Below are 15,462 nucleotides of genomic sequence, written 5' to 3'. Positions count from 1 at the left end.
CGGCCGCGACGGGCGGCGCAGTGCCGCTGGGCGCGGCGACGGGCGAATGCGACGGCCGGCCGGCCGCGCATCCGCCCGTGCATCGGATCAGGCCGCGGCGCGCTCCGCCTGGGCCGAGACCTCGACGAGCTGCTCGACGGCGGTGCGGAGCTGCTCGGCCGAGCGGCCGACGAACGCGGCGGCATCCGTCATGCGCATCGCCGCGTCGAAATCGGTCGGCTGGAACGCCATCTGCACGCCCTCGCCCTGCAGGTCGAGACCGATGTAGCGCAGCACGGCGCTGAGCTGCGCAGCCGCCGAGGCGCCGCCCGACCAGCCGTAGGAGACGACGACGGCGGGGAGCGCGCTCCACTCCGCCTTCAGGTAGTCGATCGCGTTCTTGAGCGCTGCCGGGTAGCCGCTGTTGTAGTCGGGGGTGACGAAGACGACGCCGTCGAGGGCGGCGATCTGCTCGGCCCACGCCACCGAGTGCGGCTGGGTGCGCACGCCGGAGGCGGGCGGCAGCGCCTCATCGAGCAGCGGCAGGCGGATCTCCGCGAGGTCGAGCATGACCACGTCACCGCCGGCGGCCTCGATCAGCGTCGCGATCTCGTCGGCGACCGGGCGGCCGACGCGGACGGGACGTGTGCTGCCGACGATGATGCCGATCTGGGGACGTGCAGACATGATGCTCCTCGAGGACGTAGAGAGTCGTGGCGCACACCTGCGGCGCCGTCGGGTCCAACGTCTCGTCTGATGTCAGATATTCCCGTCGGCGGCAGCGACAGCAGCGCCTGTCACGCGAGCGCCCGCCCCGCGCCCGCGGGTCAGGCGAGGAACGCGCGCGCGGCCGTCACCATCGCCGTCGTCGCGGTGTCGAGCGTGGGCTGCAGCACGGGGATGAAGTCGGGGGAGTGGTTCGAGGGCACGTCGATGTCGAAGGTGCCGCGCTCGCGCGCCACCCGGACGAGCTCGGGGTCGAAGCCGCCGTACATCCAGTAGACGTAGGGCGCGCCCCACGTCTCCGGCAGGTAGCTGAAGTCCTCGGAGCCGAGTAGCGGCTGCTGCACGGCGTGCCGGTCGCCGAAGACGGCATCGAACGCCGCGCCCACCGTGGCGGCCGCATCGTCGTCGTTCACGGTCAGCGGCGCGATGTCGCCGGGCACGATCGTGGCCGGCGGTGCCCCCGCGACCTGGCACTCGCCCTGCACGATCCGCTCGATCGCGGCGAGCACGCGCCGCCGCACCGGCTCCTCGAACGACCGGACGTTCACCTCGAAGCGCGCGGACTCCGGGATGATGTTCTGCTTCGTGCCGGCGTGGAACGTGCCGATCGAGACGACGGCGCGATCGGAGGGCGCGACCTCGCGCGAGACGATCGTCTGCAGCCGCACCACCATGCTCGCCGCGAGCACGATCGGGTCGATCGTTTTCTCGGGCTGCGAGCCGTGGCCGCCGCGGCCGTGCACCGTGACGATGAGGTGGTCGCTCGCGGCCATCACCGGCCCCGCGGCGCTGCGCACCTCGTCGGCGGCGGCCGGCATGACGTGCTGCCCGAGCGCCACGTCGATGCCGTCCGGGAAGCGCTCGCGCAGCGCCTCCTGCATGCCGAGCGCACCCACCATCATCTCCTCGGCGGGCTGGAAGACCGCGAGGATCGTGCCCGACCAGTCGTCCTGCTCCGCCAGGATCCGCAGCGCGCCCTGGAGCGCCGCCATGTGGGTGTCGTGCCCGCACGCGTGCATGACGCCCGTGCGCTGGCCCTCGAACTCGTCGGTCGCGCTCGAGCGGTACGGCACCTGCTCCACCTCGGTGACGGGCAGGCCGTCCATGTCGGCGCGCAGCAGCACCGTCGGGCCGTCGCCCCGGCGCAGCACGCCGACGACGCCGGTGGAATCGCCCACCTGCTCGTACACCTCGAGGCCCGCCTCCCGGAGCAGCTCCGCCATGCGCGCCGCGGTGCGGTGCTCGCGGTTCGAGAGCTCGGGACTCGCGTGGAGCTCGCGGTAGAGGTCTTCGATGAAGGGGCGGTGGCTCTCGAGCGTCATGCGGTCAGGCTACGCCGGGGCGGGCGCCGAGGGCCGAGCGGTAGCATGGAGGGGAACTGTGAGGAGAGCCGTGACCGCCACGCCGAGCCCCTCGCAGGGATGGCACCCCTGGCACCTCCCTGCGATGCGCGCCGTCCCCGCACTCGCCGTGGGCCTGCCGCTGCCGTTCATCCAGCTGCACTCGCCGCTCGTCGGGCTCATCGCGCTCGTCGTGCTGCTCGCGGGCACCGCGGCGGCCCTCTGGCTCGGCCGCGGCCTCGTGCCTGCCGAGGCCGGGCGCTGGCCCGCGCACGCCGCGATCTGGAGCGCCCTGCTCGCCGTCGTCGCGCTGCTGGCGCTGCTGGCCGCGAGCGAGCTGACGCTGGCCCTGACGGTCGCGGCCTGGGGCATCGGCGCCGGCGCGATCGAGCTGCTCGGCTGGTGGCGGATGCGCGCCGAGCGCGAGCCGCGCACCGTACGGCTCGTGCGCGACTGGCGCGCGGTCGCGGTCCTCACCCTCCTGCTCGGCGTCGTCTTCCTGTTCGTGCGCGACGCCGTCACCCTCACCGGCCTGCTCGGCGCCTACGCCGTCATCGTCGGGGTCTACCACGCGCTCGCGGCGGCCTCCGCACGCCCGGCGCGCACCACAGCGAGCGAGCGGAGCCAGGCATGACCGACCACCACCGACCCGACGGCCAGGATCACCGCCGCACCGACGGTCCCGTCCAGCCCACCCGGCGTCAGCAGCTCAAGCCGTTCGAGTACCTCGCCTTCGCGGCCGTGGCCGGCGTCTTCGTGGGCCTCGTCGTGCTCCTGTCGGTGCGCGACGTCGTGCTCGCGCTCGTCGCGTTCGGCATCGCGTTCATCTTCACGCTGCTGCTCACCGCGACGCTCATGCTCGCGATCAAGCCCAAGGGCCGGTCCGCGGCCGACCTGGACAAGCGCGAGGGCTTCGAGCCGTGAGCCGTCGGGCGCTGCTCGGCGTGCTCGTCGTGGCCGCGCTCGCCGGATGCTCGCCTCAGCTGCTGCCCGACCGGTCGGCGGAGCCCGCGCCGACCCCATCCCGGCCGAGCGAGGCATCCGCCCCGACGGGCCCGCACCTCACGGCCGCAGGCCGGTGGCTCGACCCCATCGCGGACGACGTCGGCGGCACCGAGGCCTGCGACGGCCGATCGGGGCGTGAGGCGCTCGCGACCTTCGACCGCGCGGCGGCACCCGAGCTCGGCGTGGCCGCGGGCGACGCCACGCTCACGTGCGGGAACGCCGACGGCGCGGGCTGGCGGCACATCGCCGACGGCCACACCGGCGACTTCGGCGAGCTCGGCGGGCTCGTCGGCGCCGGATGGGAGGACGTCGCGTGGTTCGCGATCGATCTCGCGCTCGAGCAGCCGACGCGCGTCGAGCCCTACCGCGACGACATCGCGAACTACGACGTGCTGGTCGAGTACGTCGACGGCGGCTCGGTGGAGCGGTCGTGGATGGTGACGGTGGGCGTCGGCATCGGCTCCGGACAGGTCATCACGGCCTTCCCCGACGAGCAGTGACGAGAGGCGCCGGGTCGCCGCCGCGACTCGCCCCTGGTGGGGCCGCATGCCCGGTGCTTCACTGAGCGCATCCAACGACTGAGCCCTTCGTCCTGGGTCCTCCATCACGAGCGGCTCGACCAGGAGGCGCATCATGAAGATGGAGCAACCGGCCACCGTGGGTCTCGACATCGCCGGGCTCATGCATGCCACCCGAGCGGAGGCGCGGCGGGTCATGGAGGCCTCGAAGGGCGACGTGGTGAGCGACCACGAGGCGATCCTCGATCGGCTGCAGGTCGCCGAGCTCATCACCGGCGAGGAGGCCAGGACGCTGCTCGAGCTGTACCGGATCGGCTATGAGGCGGGCGAGGGCAAGGGCGATGCGCAGCGCGCGTTCTTCGAGTCGCGCGGCATATACGACCGGATGGCGGCGAGCGGCACCGCGAGCCCCGTCGCGCTGATCGTCGCGTCGGCCGGCGTCGGCTCGTTCGAGGTCGCTCCTGGCGACGACGGCTCGACGACGGTGACGATCGCGAGGGTGAGCTACGGCTCGAGCCTGGCGGGCATCGGCGCGGGAATCGGCGCCATCATCGGGGGACCGGCGGGCGGGGCGCTGGGCGGCGCGATCGGCGGGCTGCTGGGCGGCATCGTCGACGAGAAGAAGGACAAGAAGAAGCCGTAGCGCTGCGCGGCGCGGGCCCGCTGGCACGATGGTGGCATGCGCGATCTCGTCACCGTCGACTGGCTGGCCGACCACCTCCACGACGACGACCTCGTCGTCGTGGACGCCAGCATGGCGCCGCCCGGCTCCGGCGACCCGCTGCCCGACGACGGCATCCCCGGTGCCGTGCGCTTCGACATCGACGGTGCGATGTCGCGGCACGACGAGGCGGACGGGCTCGGACCGGTCGGCGTGCACGACATGCTGGCGCCCTCCGACTTCGAGCGCGCGCTGCGCGGGCTCGGCATCCGCGCTGGCGACCGGGTCGTCGCCTACGACGCGGCCGGCCTCTTCTCGAGTGCCCGCGCGTGGTGGATGCTGCGCGCCGCGGGGGTCGACGCCGCCGTGCTCGACGGCGGGCTGCCGGCCTGGACGGAGGCCGGGCACCCGACCGCCCCGATCCTCGCGAGCCTCGGCCGCCCGAGCGACCTGACGGTCGCGTGGGACGCGAGCGCCTTCGTCGACGCCGACGTCACCGCAGCAGCGCTCGCGAGCGGCGACGCGGCCGTGCTCGACGCCCGCTCGCCGAGCCGGTTCAGCGGCGCCGAGCCCGACCCGCGCGAGGGCGTGCGCGCCGGGCACATGCCGGGCGCGGACTCGCTGCACTACGCCTCGATCGCGCCCGACGGCCGCATGCTCCCCGTCGAGGCGCTGGCGGAGCGCCTCCGATCGGCGGCGGCGGAGCGACCGATCATCGCGAGCTGCGGCTCCGGCGTGACGGCGGCGGTCCTCGCGCTCGCGGCGACGATCACCGGCCGGGAGGTGACCGTCTACGACGGCTCCTGGTCGGAGTGGGGCCGCGACGACTCCGGCCGCTCGGTCACCGCCGACGACTGATCCCGCCGGGGCTTCCGCCTCACGGCCGGTCGACACGCCAGCGTCGAGGATTCTTTTGAATCGTTCACGATAACCGCTACCGTGAGGGCATGACGGAGCCGGATGCAGCGCTGCTGCGAGCACGCGGCCTGCGCGTGACGCAGGGCCGCCTCGCGGTGCTCGAGGTGCTGGACCGGCTTCCGCATGCCGATGCCGACGACGTGCACCGCGCGCTCGCCGACGCTGGCGCCGACACGTCGGTGCAGTCGGTGCACAACGTGCTCGGCGATCTCACGGCCGCCGGCCTCGTGCGCCGCTTCGAGCCCGCGCGGTCGTCCGCGCGCTACGAGCGGCGCGTCGGCGACAACCACCACCACGCGGTCTGCGCGAGCTGCGGTCGGGTCGACGACGTCGACTGCGTGGTGGGCGAGGCGCCGTGCATGCACGCGGATGCGCCGGCCGGCTTCACGGTGCAGGCGGCCGAGGTCACCTTCGTGGGGCTCTGCGCCGACTGCGCGAACCCCGCCTGACCGACACCACCAGGGCAGCGTCGCCCGCCCAACGCCGAGCACGGCGCAGCCGCGCCGTGCCCACAGACCCCCAGCGGACACACCGAGGATGACAGGAAGAGGAAGCATGACGACTCCCACCACGAACAGCGTCGGCACGCCGATCGCGAGCGACGCGCACTCGCAGAGCGTCGGCGCCGACGGCGCGATCGCGCTGACCGACCACTACCTGGTCGAGAAGCTCGCGCACTTCAACCGCGAGCGCGTGCCGGAGCGGGTGGTGCACGCCAAGGGCGGCGGCGCCTACGGCCGCTTCGTCACGACGCACGACGTGTCGCAGTACACGCGCGCCGCGCTCTTCCAGCCGGGCGTCGAGACCGAGATGCTCGCACGCTTCTCCACCGTCGCCGGCGAGCAGGGCAGCCCCGACACGTGGCGCGACCCGCGCGGCTTCTCGCTGAAGTTCTACACGACGGAGGGCAACTACGACCTCGTCGGCAACAACACCCCCGTCTTCTTCATCCGCGACGGCATCAAGTTCCCCGACTTCATCCACTCGCAGAAGCGCCTGCCGGGCTCGAACCTGCGCGACAACGACATGCAGTGGGACTTCTGGACCCTCTCGCCCGAGTCGGCCCACCAGGTGACGTGGCTCATGGGCGACCGCGGCCTGCCGAAGACGTGGCGGCACATGGACGGCTTCGGCTCGCACACCTACCAGTGGATCAACGCGGCGGGCGAGCGCTTCTGGGTGAAGTACCACTTCAAGACGAACCAGGGCAACGACTTCCTGACGCAGGCGGAGGCCGACCAGCTCGCGGGCAGCGACGCGGACCACCACATCCGCGACCTCTACGGCGCGATCGAGGACGGCGAGTTCCCGTCGTGGACGCTCTCGGTGCAGGTCATGCCGTACGAGGACGCGGTGTCGTACCGCTTCAACCCGTTCGACCTCACGAAGGTGTGGCCGCACGGCGACTACCCGCTCATCGAGGTCGGTCAGATGACGCTCGACCGCAACCCCGAGAACTACTTCGCCGAGATCGAGCAGGCGGCCTTCAGCCCCGCGCACTTCGTGCCCGGCATCGCGGCGAGCCCCGACAAGATGCTGCAGGCGCGCATCTTCAGCTACGCCGACGCGCAGCGGTACCGCGTCGGCGCCAACCACGCCGAGCTGCCCGTCAACCGCGCCCGCGCGACCGAGGTGGACTCGTACGACAAGGACGGCCAGCTGCGCCACACCTTCCGCTCGCCGAGCCGGCCGGTCTACGCGCCCAACTCGTTCGGCGGACCGGCGGCGGATGCCGCTGCGGCCGGCGACGACCGCGGCTGGCAGAGCGACGGCGAGCTCGTGCGCTCGGCGGTGACGCTGCACCCGGAGGACGACGACTTCGGCCAGGCCGGCACGCTCGTCCGCGAGGTGCTGAGCGACCCGGAGCGCGAGCGCCTGGTGGCCAACATCGTCGGCCACGTCGGCAAGACGCGCGTGCCGGAGATCCGCGAGCGCGCGATCCAGTACTGGAAGAGCGTCGACGCCGGGCTCGGCGCGCGCGTCGAGGCGGGCCTCACGCCGATCTCGGAGGCGCGCACGTCGCTCGCGTCCGAGCCGGTGCGCACCCCCGCCGTCTTCTAGGCCCTGCACGCGGCCCGCTCCGGTCTCCACCGGGGCGGGCCGCGTCGCGTCTTGGGCGTGCCGGGCGGGCCCGGCGCCGTCAGAGCAGGCCGTGGGCGTGCACCGCGCGATCGGCCTCGCGCACGATCACGCGGATGTCATCGTCCTGGACCACCGCGGCCAGCCCCGGCGGCAGCACGGCGGCGCGGATGACGGCGGGGCGCAGCGACTGGACCATCCATGCCTGCAGCCGCTCCCGATGAGCGGCGTCCCACGTGCCCGCCTCCGACTCGTGCGGCTCGATCAGCCAGCCCGAGTCACCCGGGTCGGCTGTCTCGACCCTCGTCATCGTGAGCATCGAGTGCTGCTCCCAGCCCGTGACCGCGAGCATCGTGTCGTCGAAGCGCACCGGGCGCGGCTCGACGTCCGCCCTCCGACGCACCCGCTCCCACCCTTCGGCGATCGTGAGGGCGATCGACAGGTCATCGGTGCGGTGCTCGTGCGGATCGTCGACGAACCGGGGGCTCTGCACCACGAAGCCGTCGTCGGTGGATCGCAGGGTCAGCGCGCACCAGGGTCCATCGACCGCGAAGCCGTCCGCCCACGAGCCGCGCTGGGCCGCGAACGCGTCGATCGTCGCCTCGAGCCGCGTCCGCACGCCCGCGATCCCTCGAGCCTCGATGCGCGCGCCGTCGACCTCGCGGCGCACCGTCACGAGCGCCGGGCCGCGCTGCAGCGTGACGGTCAGGAACCTGCGCTCGCCCATGCCGTCAGTGCTCGACGACGCCCTGGAACTCCACCATCGTGCGGATCGCTTCGATGGTCTTGCGGGGCTGGAGGTGCTCGACGTCCTTGGGCCCGCCGAGCGACAGCAGCGGCACGAACACGAACGACTCGTCGAAGGCGAGGGCGCCGTGCTTCGCCACGGCCTGCGGGAAGAGCCCCCAGTCGAACTTCCGCTCCAGATGCTTCGCGCCGCCGCCGACCGTGAGCTTCACGAACGTCGACACCTTCGAGCCGAGGCCGGTGGTGTCCTCCACGCGGTACTTGATGCCCGTCACGCCGTCGCCCGGATCCCAGGTGATGACATCGGCGAACCCGGTCACCATGATCGGGATGGCGATGCGCTGCCCCGTGACCTTGCCGAGGACGTCGCCGATGCCCGCCTCGTACGCGCGCGGGTCGATTACCCGCACGAATCCCTCGCCGAACGTGCCGAACCCGTACTGCTCCCAGATCTCGACCAGGTCCTCCGGGACGCGGTCGCGGTACGCGTCGATCAGGTCGGCGGGCACGGGGGCGTGCGGGACGAAGTCCGGGATCTCGATCATGCAGCGACCCTATCGACGAGCTAGCGGAAGCGGATGTTCATGAAGACCTCGGAGAGGTCGACACCGGGGTTGTTCGCGACGAAGTCGGCGACCGCCGTGTCGAGCGCGCTCACGCGGTGCCGCCACTGCGAGCCGAGCGACGAGTTGACGCCCGCGTCGCCCACCCCGGGGATGTCGGTGAGGTCGCCGCCGGCGATGCCGTCGAGCCGGTGCGTCGCAGCCTGGGTCGAGAGCCAGTCGTTCGCCTGCTGCACGGCGTCCTCGTACTCGACGCCGGCATCCATGAGCGTCTCGACCTGGTCGTCGAACGCGCGCTCCCGAGCCTCCTGCTGCGCGCGCCGCGACGCGCTCGTGCGTCCACCGTCGAGGTAGTCGCCGCGATTGCGGATCCAGTCCGCGACCGACAGGTCCTGGAGCGCGTCGACCTGCTCGTTCACCTGGCGGTTGAACTCGGTCTGGTCGTAGCGCCGGTTGTTGAACGACCGGATGTCGACGTCCATCGTGGTCGGGTTGTCGACGTCGCTCCGGCGCACGCCGCGCGCGAGCTCGAGGTCCTTCGCCCGGATGGCCTCGGCCATCTCGCGGATCTTGTCCTTCGAGCGCTTCGACTGGCCGGCGACGCCGCGGGCGATGCGCGGCAGCACGTCCTGCAGCGCATCGATGGCCTCACGCGTGAGGGTCTTGAGTGCTTGCGACATCGGTCGTCACCCCGTGAAGATCTGGCAGGAGGAGAGCTGCGCGAGGAAGTCGTCGGCGAGGCTCTCCTGGTCGCTCGCGTTGCGGTCGAGGTCTGCGGCGGCTGCGTCGAGCGCATCGAGGTCGGCGCCGAACTTGCTGACGTCGCCGACCTGGCCCTCGACGATGGGCGAGTCGAGCATCGCCATCACGGCGGGCACCGCCTGGTTGAAGAGCGGCTCGATGATCATCGGGAGCAGCTGCGCCGCGAGCTGGTCGATCGCGATGTTCGTCGCGACGTCGAGCAGCTTCTTGCGCAGCGCGATGATCGCGGCGTTGGCCGCGAGGCTCGCGCCCAGGGTGAAGACCGCGCTCGCGGCCGCTGCGGCGATCTGCGCGGCGGTGATGACGAGCTCGGCGATCACCTTGATCTTCAGCGCCAGCACGGCGTCGGCCGCGAGGTCGATGCCGGAGGCGGCGGGGTCGAGCACGTCGACGAGCTTCTGGATGTTCTGCTGGCGGTTGGTGTCCCACGCGGCGGCGAACGACTGCGCGGCCTGCGCCTTCATGGCGGAGCCGACGTCGTCCTTGATCCGCGAGTCGGCGACCTCGACCGTGCCCTGCACGTCCTCGCCGAACACGCGGATGATGTTGGCGGCTCGCCGCATCTCGTCCTCGTCGAGCGGCGGCCAGTCGTAGCCGAGCATGTCGAGCACCCAGACGAGCTCCCCGGGCAGGTTCATCGCCACGACACATCACCTCCGTCTACCGATGTGCCAACGGTAGGGCTCCGCGGCTGGGGAGGGCGATGGGGAGAACTCCCCAGCCGCCCATCGCCACCGGCGTCAGGGTCGCAGCAGGGCCTTCACCGAGCGGCGCTCGTCCATCGCCCGGTATGCCTCGGCGGCCTGGTCGAGCGGCAGCTCGAGGTCGAAGACCGCGGATGCGTCGAGGTCGCCCGCGAGCACCGCCGGGACGAGCTCCGGCAGGTAGCGCACCACCGGCGCCATGCCGCCGCGCAGGCCGATGTTGCCGCGGAACGCGGACCGCCACGGCACCGCTGCGCCGTGCGGGACCCCGACGTACCCGACGGTCGCGCCGGGCCGGGCCACCTCGAACGCCGTCGCCATCGACTCCTCGGTGCCGACGCACTCGAGCACGGCATCCGCGCCGACGCCGCCGGTGAGCTCGCGCACCACCTCGACGGCGTCGTCGCCCCGCTCCGGCACGAGGTCGGTCGCCCCGAACACCGTGGCGATGCGCTGCCGCTCTGGGTTGCGCGAGAGCGCGATGATGCGCTCGGCGCCCAGGCGGCGGGCCGAGAGCACGCCGCAGAGCCCGACGGCGCCGTCGCCGACGACGACCGCGGTCATCCCAGGCCCGACGCCGGCCGAGACGGCGGCGTGGTAGCCGGTGGGCAGCACGTCGCTGAGGGCGAGCACGGCCGCGTGGCGGTCGGCGGACGGGGCGTCGTCGAGCACGAAGCAGGTCGCGTCGGCGTTCGTGACGCGCGCCAGCTCCGCCTGGCCGCTCGCCGTCATCGCGAGCTCGACGCAGCCCTGGGTCTGCCCGGCGAGGCAGTGCACGCAGCGACCGCAGCAGTGGTCGAACGGCACGATGACGAAGTCGCCGACCCGCACCCGTCCGACGCCTGCGCCGACCGCCTCGACGACGCCGATCGCCTCGTGGCCGACCGTGCGCGGCTCGAGCACCTCGTTGACGCCGCGGTACGACCAGAGGTCGGAGCCGCACACGCACCCGGCCACGACCCGCACGATCGCGTCGGTCGGCTGCTCGATGGTCGGGTCGGCCCACTCCTCGACACGGATGTCGCCGGGGGCGTGCAGGATCGTCGCTCGCATGCGACCAGCCTGGCACGCGCGCCTTGGCGGCTCCTACGGCAGGCGGTCGACCAGCTCGCCGGCGACGCCCGTGTAGGTGCCGGGCGTCAGGCGGCGCAGGCGCTCCTTGGCCGCATCCGAGATGTCGAGGCCGTCGACGAACGCGATCAGCTCGGCCTGCCCGACGCGCTGCCCCCGCGTCAGCTCCTTGAGCTGGGCGTAGGGGTCGTCGATCGACGAGCTGCCCGCGAGCACCTCGGCGCGGATGACCGTCTGGATGGCCTCGGCGAGCACCTCCCAGTTGCCGTCGAGCGCGGCGTCGAGCGATGCATCGGACACCGCGATCTCGCTCAGGCCGCGCTTCAGGTTGTCGAGCGCGAGCAGCGAGTGCCCGAGCGCGACGCCGATGTTGCGCTGCGTCGACGAGTCGGTCAGGTCGCGCTGGAGGCGGCTCGTCACGAGGGTGGCGGAGAGCGAGTCGAGCAGCGCCGACGCGAGCTCGAGGTTCGCCTCGGCGTTCTCGAAGCGGATGGGGTTGATCTTGTGCGGCATCGTCGACGAGCCGGTCGCGCCCGCGACCGGGATCTGCGTGAACGTGCCGAGCATGATGTAGGTCCACACGTCGGTCGCGAGGTTGTGCAGGATGCGGCCGGCGTGCGAGATCGCGCCGAACAGCTCCGCCTGCCAGTCGTGCGACTCGATCTGGGTGGTGAGCGGGTTCCAGGTCAGTCCGAGGTGCTCGACGAAGGCGGACGCGGTGGCCGGCCAGTCGGCGCCGGGCTCGGCGACCACGTGGGCCGAGAAGGTGCCGGTCGCGCCGGCGAACTTGCCGAGCACCTCGACGCCCTCGATGCGCGCCGCCTGCCGCTCGAGGCGCCAGGCGACGACCGCGAGCTCCTTGCCGAGGGTGGTCGGCGTCGCCGGCTGGCCGTGCGTGAGCGAGAGCATCGGGCGGTCGCGCTGCTCGAGCGCGAGCTCGCGCAGCCGGTCGACGACGGCGCGGAACGCCGGCATCCAGACCTCCTGCACCGCGGCGCGGATGGTGAGCGCGTAGGAGAGGTTGTTGATGTCCTCGCTCGTGCAGGCGATGTGCACCGCCTCGGACAGGCGCTCGAGGCCCTGCTGGGCGAGCCGGTCGCGCACGAGGTACTCGACCGCCTTCACGTCGTGGCGGGTGACCGCCTCCTTCTCGGCGAGCCAGTCGATCTCGGCCTGCCCGAAGCCGGCCGCCCAGGCGCGCAGTGCCTCCGCGTCACCGGGCTCGACGGGCGTCGCGCCGAAGAGACGGTGCTCGGCGACCCACAGCAGCCACTCGACCTCGACGTGCACGCGCGCGCGGTTGAGGCCGGCCTCCGACAGGTGCTCCGCGAGGGCCGACGTCTGGCGCTGGTAGCGGCCGTCGAGGGGGGAGAGGGGCTGGATGGGCAGGGGCATGGGGCTCCTTCAGGGGCGCATGGCGGGCTGGATCTGGCGGAACAGCCTGCCGACGGCGGTCTCGATCTGGCGGAGGACGGTGCCGAAGAAGGCGTCCTCCGAGTAGTAGGGGTCCGGCACGTCCTGGCCGGTGGCGTCGGGGTCGAACGAGAGCAGCAGGCGGATCTTCGAGAGCTGCTCGTCGCCGCGCGCGAGCGAGCGGAGCGCGCGCTCCTGCCCGCGGTCGAAGGCGATGATGAGGTCGAAGTCGTCGAGCCAGCGCGGCTTGAACTGCTTCGCGCGGTGCGCGCCGGCCTCGTAGCCGGCCTCCGAGAGCACGGCGAGCGTGCGGGGGTCGGCGGTCTCGCCCACGTGGTACTCGCTGATGCCGGCGCTCGCGACCAGCAGTCGCTCGGCGACGCCGTGCCGCTGCGCGAGCCGCTCGAACGCCGCGGCGGCCATCGGGGAGCGGCAGATGTTGCCCGTGCAGACGAAGCAGACGCGGAAGCGCGTGGCGTCGGCGAACTCCCGGTCGATGGTCACGGCCCCATTGTGGCAAACGCGCGCCGCCGCCGAGCCCTGGTTGCCGGCCGATCTCTCCACAGGGGAGCACGGGAGCCGCATGGTCGAGCGTCGCCGGGTGCCACGGTGCACCGGGGGAGTGCGATGACGGTGACGGATGCGGTGGCGGCCGCCGCGCACGCGAAGGCGGTCGCGCAGGCGCGGGCGGTGGAGGCGGCCGTCAGCCGGGCGGCGCTGCTGCTCGACGAGGCGGCGGGGCTCGTGCTGCTGCGGGGGCAGGACGCGTGGCTCGGCCCGGCACGTGCGGCGTTCGACGCGCGATGCCTCGCGCTCCACGACCGGCTGGCCGAGGAGGAGCGCGAGCTCCGCGTGCTCGCGCTCGCGATCGAGGGGTCGACGTGACCGACGCGGTGCACGGCGGCGGCGGATCGTTCGGTGCGCCGACGAAGGGCGCGGCGACCGCGTGGGACCCCAGCGTCACCGGCATCGCGTGCGGCCGGCTGCGCGACGCGGGCTGGCTCGTCCGGCGGGCTGTGCTGGCGCTCCGCGGCGCCCCAGGGCTGCGGCTCGACGCCGCGCCCGGCGTCGACGTCGCGGGCATGCGCGCGTGCATCGCCGAGCTCGACGCGCGGATCGTCGCCGTCGCCGCGCTCGCCGTCGAGCTCGAGCGGCTGCACGACGACACCATGCTCGCCGGCCGCGCCTACGAGCTGGCGTCCGACGCGGTGCTCCGCCTCGTCGAGGAGCTCGCGGGCGGGGCGGCGCACGCCCTCGGCGCTGCAGGGCCGGCGCTCGCGATCGGCGCGGTCGCGGCCTCGTCGCCGCTGCTGGTGCTCGGCGCCGGCGCCGTGCTGGCAGCGGGGCTCGTGGTGGTGCCGCTCGCCGCACGGCTCGCGGTCACGCATCCGCAGCATGTCGCCGCCCTCGTCGCGCATGCCCGAGCGGCGGGCGTGCCGCTCGAGCAGCTCATGGCGCACGCGGCGGGCTTCTGGGATCGCACGGGTGAGCGGCTCGTCGCGACGCCCGGCTTCGTGCCGGCGCTCGCGATCGCCATGGAGTCGACGGACGAGGCGCTCGCCGGGCTGCTGCGCGTCCCCGCACCGGTCGCCGCCGGGTTGGAGGCGGCGATCGGTCAGGACCAGCTGTTCACGGCGCTCGCGGCGGGCGCGGGGCTCGGGGTGCGCGTGGGCGGCGGCCTGCAGCGGGTGCGCGCCGCCGAGGTGCGCCCGGTCCCGCCGCCCGCGCGCCCGGTCGCCTCACCGGCGCAGGCGATGCGCGTGATCCTCGCGCAGGACGAGCAGATCACCATCCACGAGCACCGCATGCCGGGCGGCGGGCGGCGGTTCCAGGTGTTCGTGCGCGGCACGGAGGCGTGGCTGCCGGATGCCGCGACCGGGCTCGATGGGCCGGCCAACCTCGAGAACGCGGGGTCGACGCCCGACGTGCTGCGCGGCTCGGATGCGGCGCTCGCGCAGGCGATGGAGGCCGCAGGCATCGGCCCGGACGATCCGGTCGACCTCTTCGGCTACTCGCAGGGCGCCGCGGCCGTCGCGAACGTCGCCGCGACCGAGCGGTTCAGCGTCGAGACGGCGATGCTCGTCGGCGGTCCGGTCGCCGGCATCGCGCTGCCACCGGGCGTCGCGGTGCTCTCGGTCGCGCACGCGGGCGACCCGGTCGCGGCGCTGGGCGGCATCGGCGACGGGCAGGGGATCACCACGGTCGCGCTCGAGAGCGTGGGCGGCCACGGCACGGGGGTCGCGGCTCGGCACGACGGGCAGGAGTACGTCGAGTCGCTCGCGCGGGCGCCCGCCGACGAGTTCGTCGTGGGGAGCTTCGCGGCGCGGCTCGGCGCGGCGACGGAGGGTGGCGAGGGGGTCGCGGGGTGGAGCGTCGCGGTCCGCCGCTAGCGGTGTCGTCTCGATACGCGCGGCGACTCCGTCGCCGTGCTACTCGACGAGCGTGTGGGACACCTGCCGATCGAGGAGGATGGCCAACACCTGCTGATCGAGTAGCACGGCCGGAGGCCGCGCGTATCGAGATCACACGCCGAGCGGCCGGCTCACCGCTCCCGCGGGCGCTCCTTGCCGAAGATCGGCCGCGTCACGATCGTGATGAGCCACGTGAGGAACGCGATGCACACCGCCGCGAGCATCCCCCACCAGAAGCTCTCGACCTCGATGCCGTAGCCGACGAGCTGCGAGAGCCAGTGCACGATCATCAGCAGGAAGGCGTTCACGAACAGCGCGACGATGCCGATCGTGAGGATGTAGAGCGGGAACGCCACGATCCGGATGAGGTTGCCGATCGTCGCGTTGACGATTGCGAAGACCAGCGCGACGCCGAGCGTCGTGAGCGCGACCTCCCACCAGGCGCTGCCGAACGAGTCGATGCTGATGCCCGGCACGAAGAGCGTGACGAGCCAGATGGCGACCGCGGTGAAGGCGACGCGGAGCAGGAAGCGCATGGGCCGATTGTGGCATCCATATCCCCGAC

General features: G+C 73.0%; 19 protein-coding genes. 9 read left to right on the top strand and 10 right to left on the bottom strand.

The genetic code is table 11. The annotated features are described in order from the left end of the window. Nucleotides 1-87 precede the first annotated feature (87 nt). Nucleotides 88-666 carry an NADPH-dependent FMN reductase gene (locus tag ABIB37_RS04810; protein WP_354257414.1) on the bottom strand — a complete coding sequence of 193 codons (579 nt, stop codon included), beginning with the start codon at nt 664-666 and terminating at the stop codon, nt 88-90. Nucleotides 667-806: 140 nt separating this feature from the next. Next, a complete protein-coding gene (locus tag ABIB37_RS04805) occupies nt 807-2,027 on the bottom strand; it encodes an amidohydrolase (RefSeq protein WP_354257411.1) in 1,221 nt (406 codons plus the stop codon). 70 nt (nt 2,028-2,097) lie between these two features. Between ABIB37_RS04805 and ABIB37_RS04800 the strand changes: the two genes are divergently transcribed. The 7 genes from ABIB37_RS04800 to ABIB37_RS04770 all read left to right on the top strand — a co-directional run bounded on the left by ABIB37_RS04800 (nt 2,098) and on the right by ABIB37_RS04770 (nt 7,208). Beyond that, nucleotides 2,098-2,679 (top strand): hypothetical protein, encoded by a 582-nt coding sequence (locus tag ABIB37_RS04800; protein ID WP_354257409.1) that lies wholly within the window; start codon nt 2,098-2,100, stop codon nt 2,677-2,679. After that, on the top strand, nt 2,676-2,969 hold the full coding sequence (locus ABIB37_RS04795) for an ABC transporter ATP-binding protein (RefSeq protein WP_354257406.1): 294 nt from the start codon (nt 2,676-2,678) through the stop codon (nt 2,967-2,969). The genes ABIB37_RS04800 and ABIB37_RS04795 overlap by 4 nt, the downstream gene beginning before the upstream one ends. Further along, complete coding sequence (locus ABIB37_RS04790) at nt 2,966-3,550, top strand: hypothetical protein (RefSeq protein WP_354257403.1); 585 nt, start codon at nt 2,966-2,968, stop codon at nt 3,548-3,550. Before ABIB37_RS04795 ends, ABIB37_RS04790 begins: the two co-directional genes overlap by 4 nt. A 133-nt stretch (nt 3,551-3,683) precedes the next feature. Next, nucleotides 3,684-4,211: a hypothetical protein gene (locus ABIB37_RS04785; RefSeq protein ID WP_354257400.1), complete on the top strand. Its 528-nt coding sequence runs from the start codon at nt 3,684-3,686 to the stop codon at nt 4,209-4,211. Between the two features lie 36 nt (nt 4,212-4,247). Beyond that, entirely contained in the window at nt 4,248-5,087 is an 840-nt protein-coding gene (locus tag ABIB37_RS04780) for a sulfurtransferase (RefSeq protein WP_354257398.1), read from the top strand. Nucleotides 5,088-5,176: 89 nt separating this feature from the next. Then, on the top strand, nt 5,177-5,596 hold the full coding sequence (locus ABIB37_RS04775; RefSeq protein WP_354257395.1) for a Fur family transcriptional regulator: 420 nt from the start codon (nt 5,177-5,179) through the stop codon (nt 5,594-5,596). A 106-nt stretch (nt 5,597-5,702) separates the two neighbouring features. Continuing rightward, a complete protein-coding gene (locus ABIB37_RS04770) occupies nt 5,703-7,208 on the top strand; it encodes a catalase (RefSeq protein WP_354257392.1) in 1,506 nt (501 codons plus the stop codon). Between the two features lie 79 nt (nt 7,209-7,287). Here ABIB37_RS04770 and ABIB37_RS04765 read toward each other — a convergent pair whose 3' ends face one another. The 7 genes from ABIB37_RS04765 to ABIB37_RS04735 form a co-directional block, all read right to left on the bottom strand. After that, nucleotides 7,288-7,953, bottom strand: a complete 666-nt coding sequence (locus ABIB37_RS04765) for an immunity protein Imm33 domain-containing protein (RefSeq protein ID WP_354257390.1) — start codon at nt 7,951-7,953, stop codon at nt 7,288-7,290. Between the two features lie 4 nt (nt 7,954-7,957). Further along, the gene (locus ABIB37_RS04760; protein WP_354257387.1) at nt 7,958-8,518 is read right to left on the bottom strand and encodes a GAD-like domain-containing protein; all 561 of its coding nucleotides are present in this window, start codon (nt 8,516-8,518) and stop codon (nt 7,958-7,960) included. A 20-nt stretch (nt 8,519-8,538) separates the two neighbouring features. After that, entirely contained in the window at nt 8,539-9,216 is a 678-nt protein-coding gene (locus ABIB37_RS04755; protein WP_354257384.1) for a polymorphic toxin type 15 domain-containing protein, read from the bottom strand. 6 nt (nt 9,217-9,222) lie between these two features. Then, nucleotides 9,223-9,936, bottom strand: a complete 714-nt coding sequence (locus ABIB37_RS04750; RefSeq protein WP_502914063.1) for a WXG100-like domain-containing protein — start codon at nt 9,934-9,936, stop codon at nt 9,223-9,225. Nucleotides 9,937-10,038: 102 nt separating this feature from the next. After that, complete coding sequence (locus ABIB37_RS04745; protein WP_354257378.1) at nt 10,039-11,055, bottom strand: zinc-binding dehydrogenase; 1,017 nt, start codon at nt 11,053-11,055, stop codon at nt 10,039-10,041. Nucleotides 11,056-11,088: 33 nt separating this feature from the next. Next, entirely contained in the window at nt 11,089-12,468 is a 1,380-nt protein-coding gene (gene purB / locus ABIB37_RS04740; protein WP_354257375.1) for an adenylosuccinate lyase, read from the bottom strand. A 9-nt stretch (nt 12,469-12,477) separates the two neighbouring features. Beyond that, the gene (locus ABIB37_RS04735) at nt 12,478-12,990 is read right to left on the bottom strand and encodes a low molecular weight protein-tyrosine-phosphatase (protein ID WP_354257372.1); all 513 of its coding nucleotides are present in this window, start codon (nt 12,988-12,990) and stop codon (nt 12,478-12,480) included. A 123-nt stretch (nt 12,991-13,113) separates the two neighbouring features. Here ABIB37_RS04735 and ABIB37_RS04730 point away from each other — a divergent pair, with 123 nt between their 5' ends. Together ABIB37_RS04730 and ABIB37_RS04725 are read left to right on the top strand one after the other, a co-directional pair. Beyond that, nucleotides 13,114-13,371 carry a hypothetical protein gene (locus ABIB37_RS04730; RefSeq protein ID WP_354257369.1) on the top strand — a complete coding sequence of 86 codons (258 nt, stop codon included), beginning with the start codon at nt 13,114-13,116 and terminating at the stop codon, nt 13,369-13,371. After that, nucleotides 13,368-14,876 carry a hypothetical protein gene (locus ABIB37_RS04725; protein ID WP_354257366.1) on the top strand — a complete coding sequence of 503 codons (1,509 nt, stop codon included), beginning with the start codon at nt 13,368-13,370 and terminating at the stop codon, nt 14,874-14,876. The genes ABIB37_RS04730 and ABIB37_RS04725 overlap by 4 nt, the downstream gene beginning before the upstream one ends. A 152-nt stretch (nt 14,877-15,028) precedes the next feature. On the opposite strand, the gene ABIB37_RS04720 is transcribed toward ABIB37_RS04725, so the two are convergent. After that, entirely contained in the window at nt 15,029-15,433 is a 405-nt protein-coding gene (locus ABIB37_RS04720) for a phage holin family protein (protein ID WP_354257363.1), read from the bottom strand. Nucleotides 15,434-15,462: the final 29 nt, after the last annotated feature.

Origin of the sequence: Agrococcus sp. UYP10 (genome assembly GCF_040547205.1) — a bacterium.
GTDB lineage: Bacteria > Actinomycetota > Actinomycetes > Actinomycetales > Microbacteriaceae > Agrococcus > Agrococcus jenensis.
The sequence above is the reverse complement of the archived record's forward strand: the minus strand, read 5'-3'. Positions and strand labels throughout refer to the sequence as shown.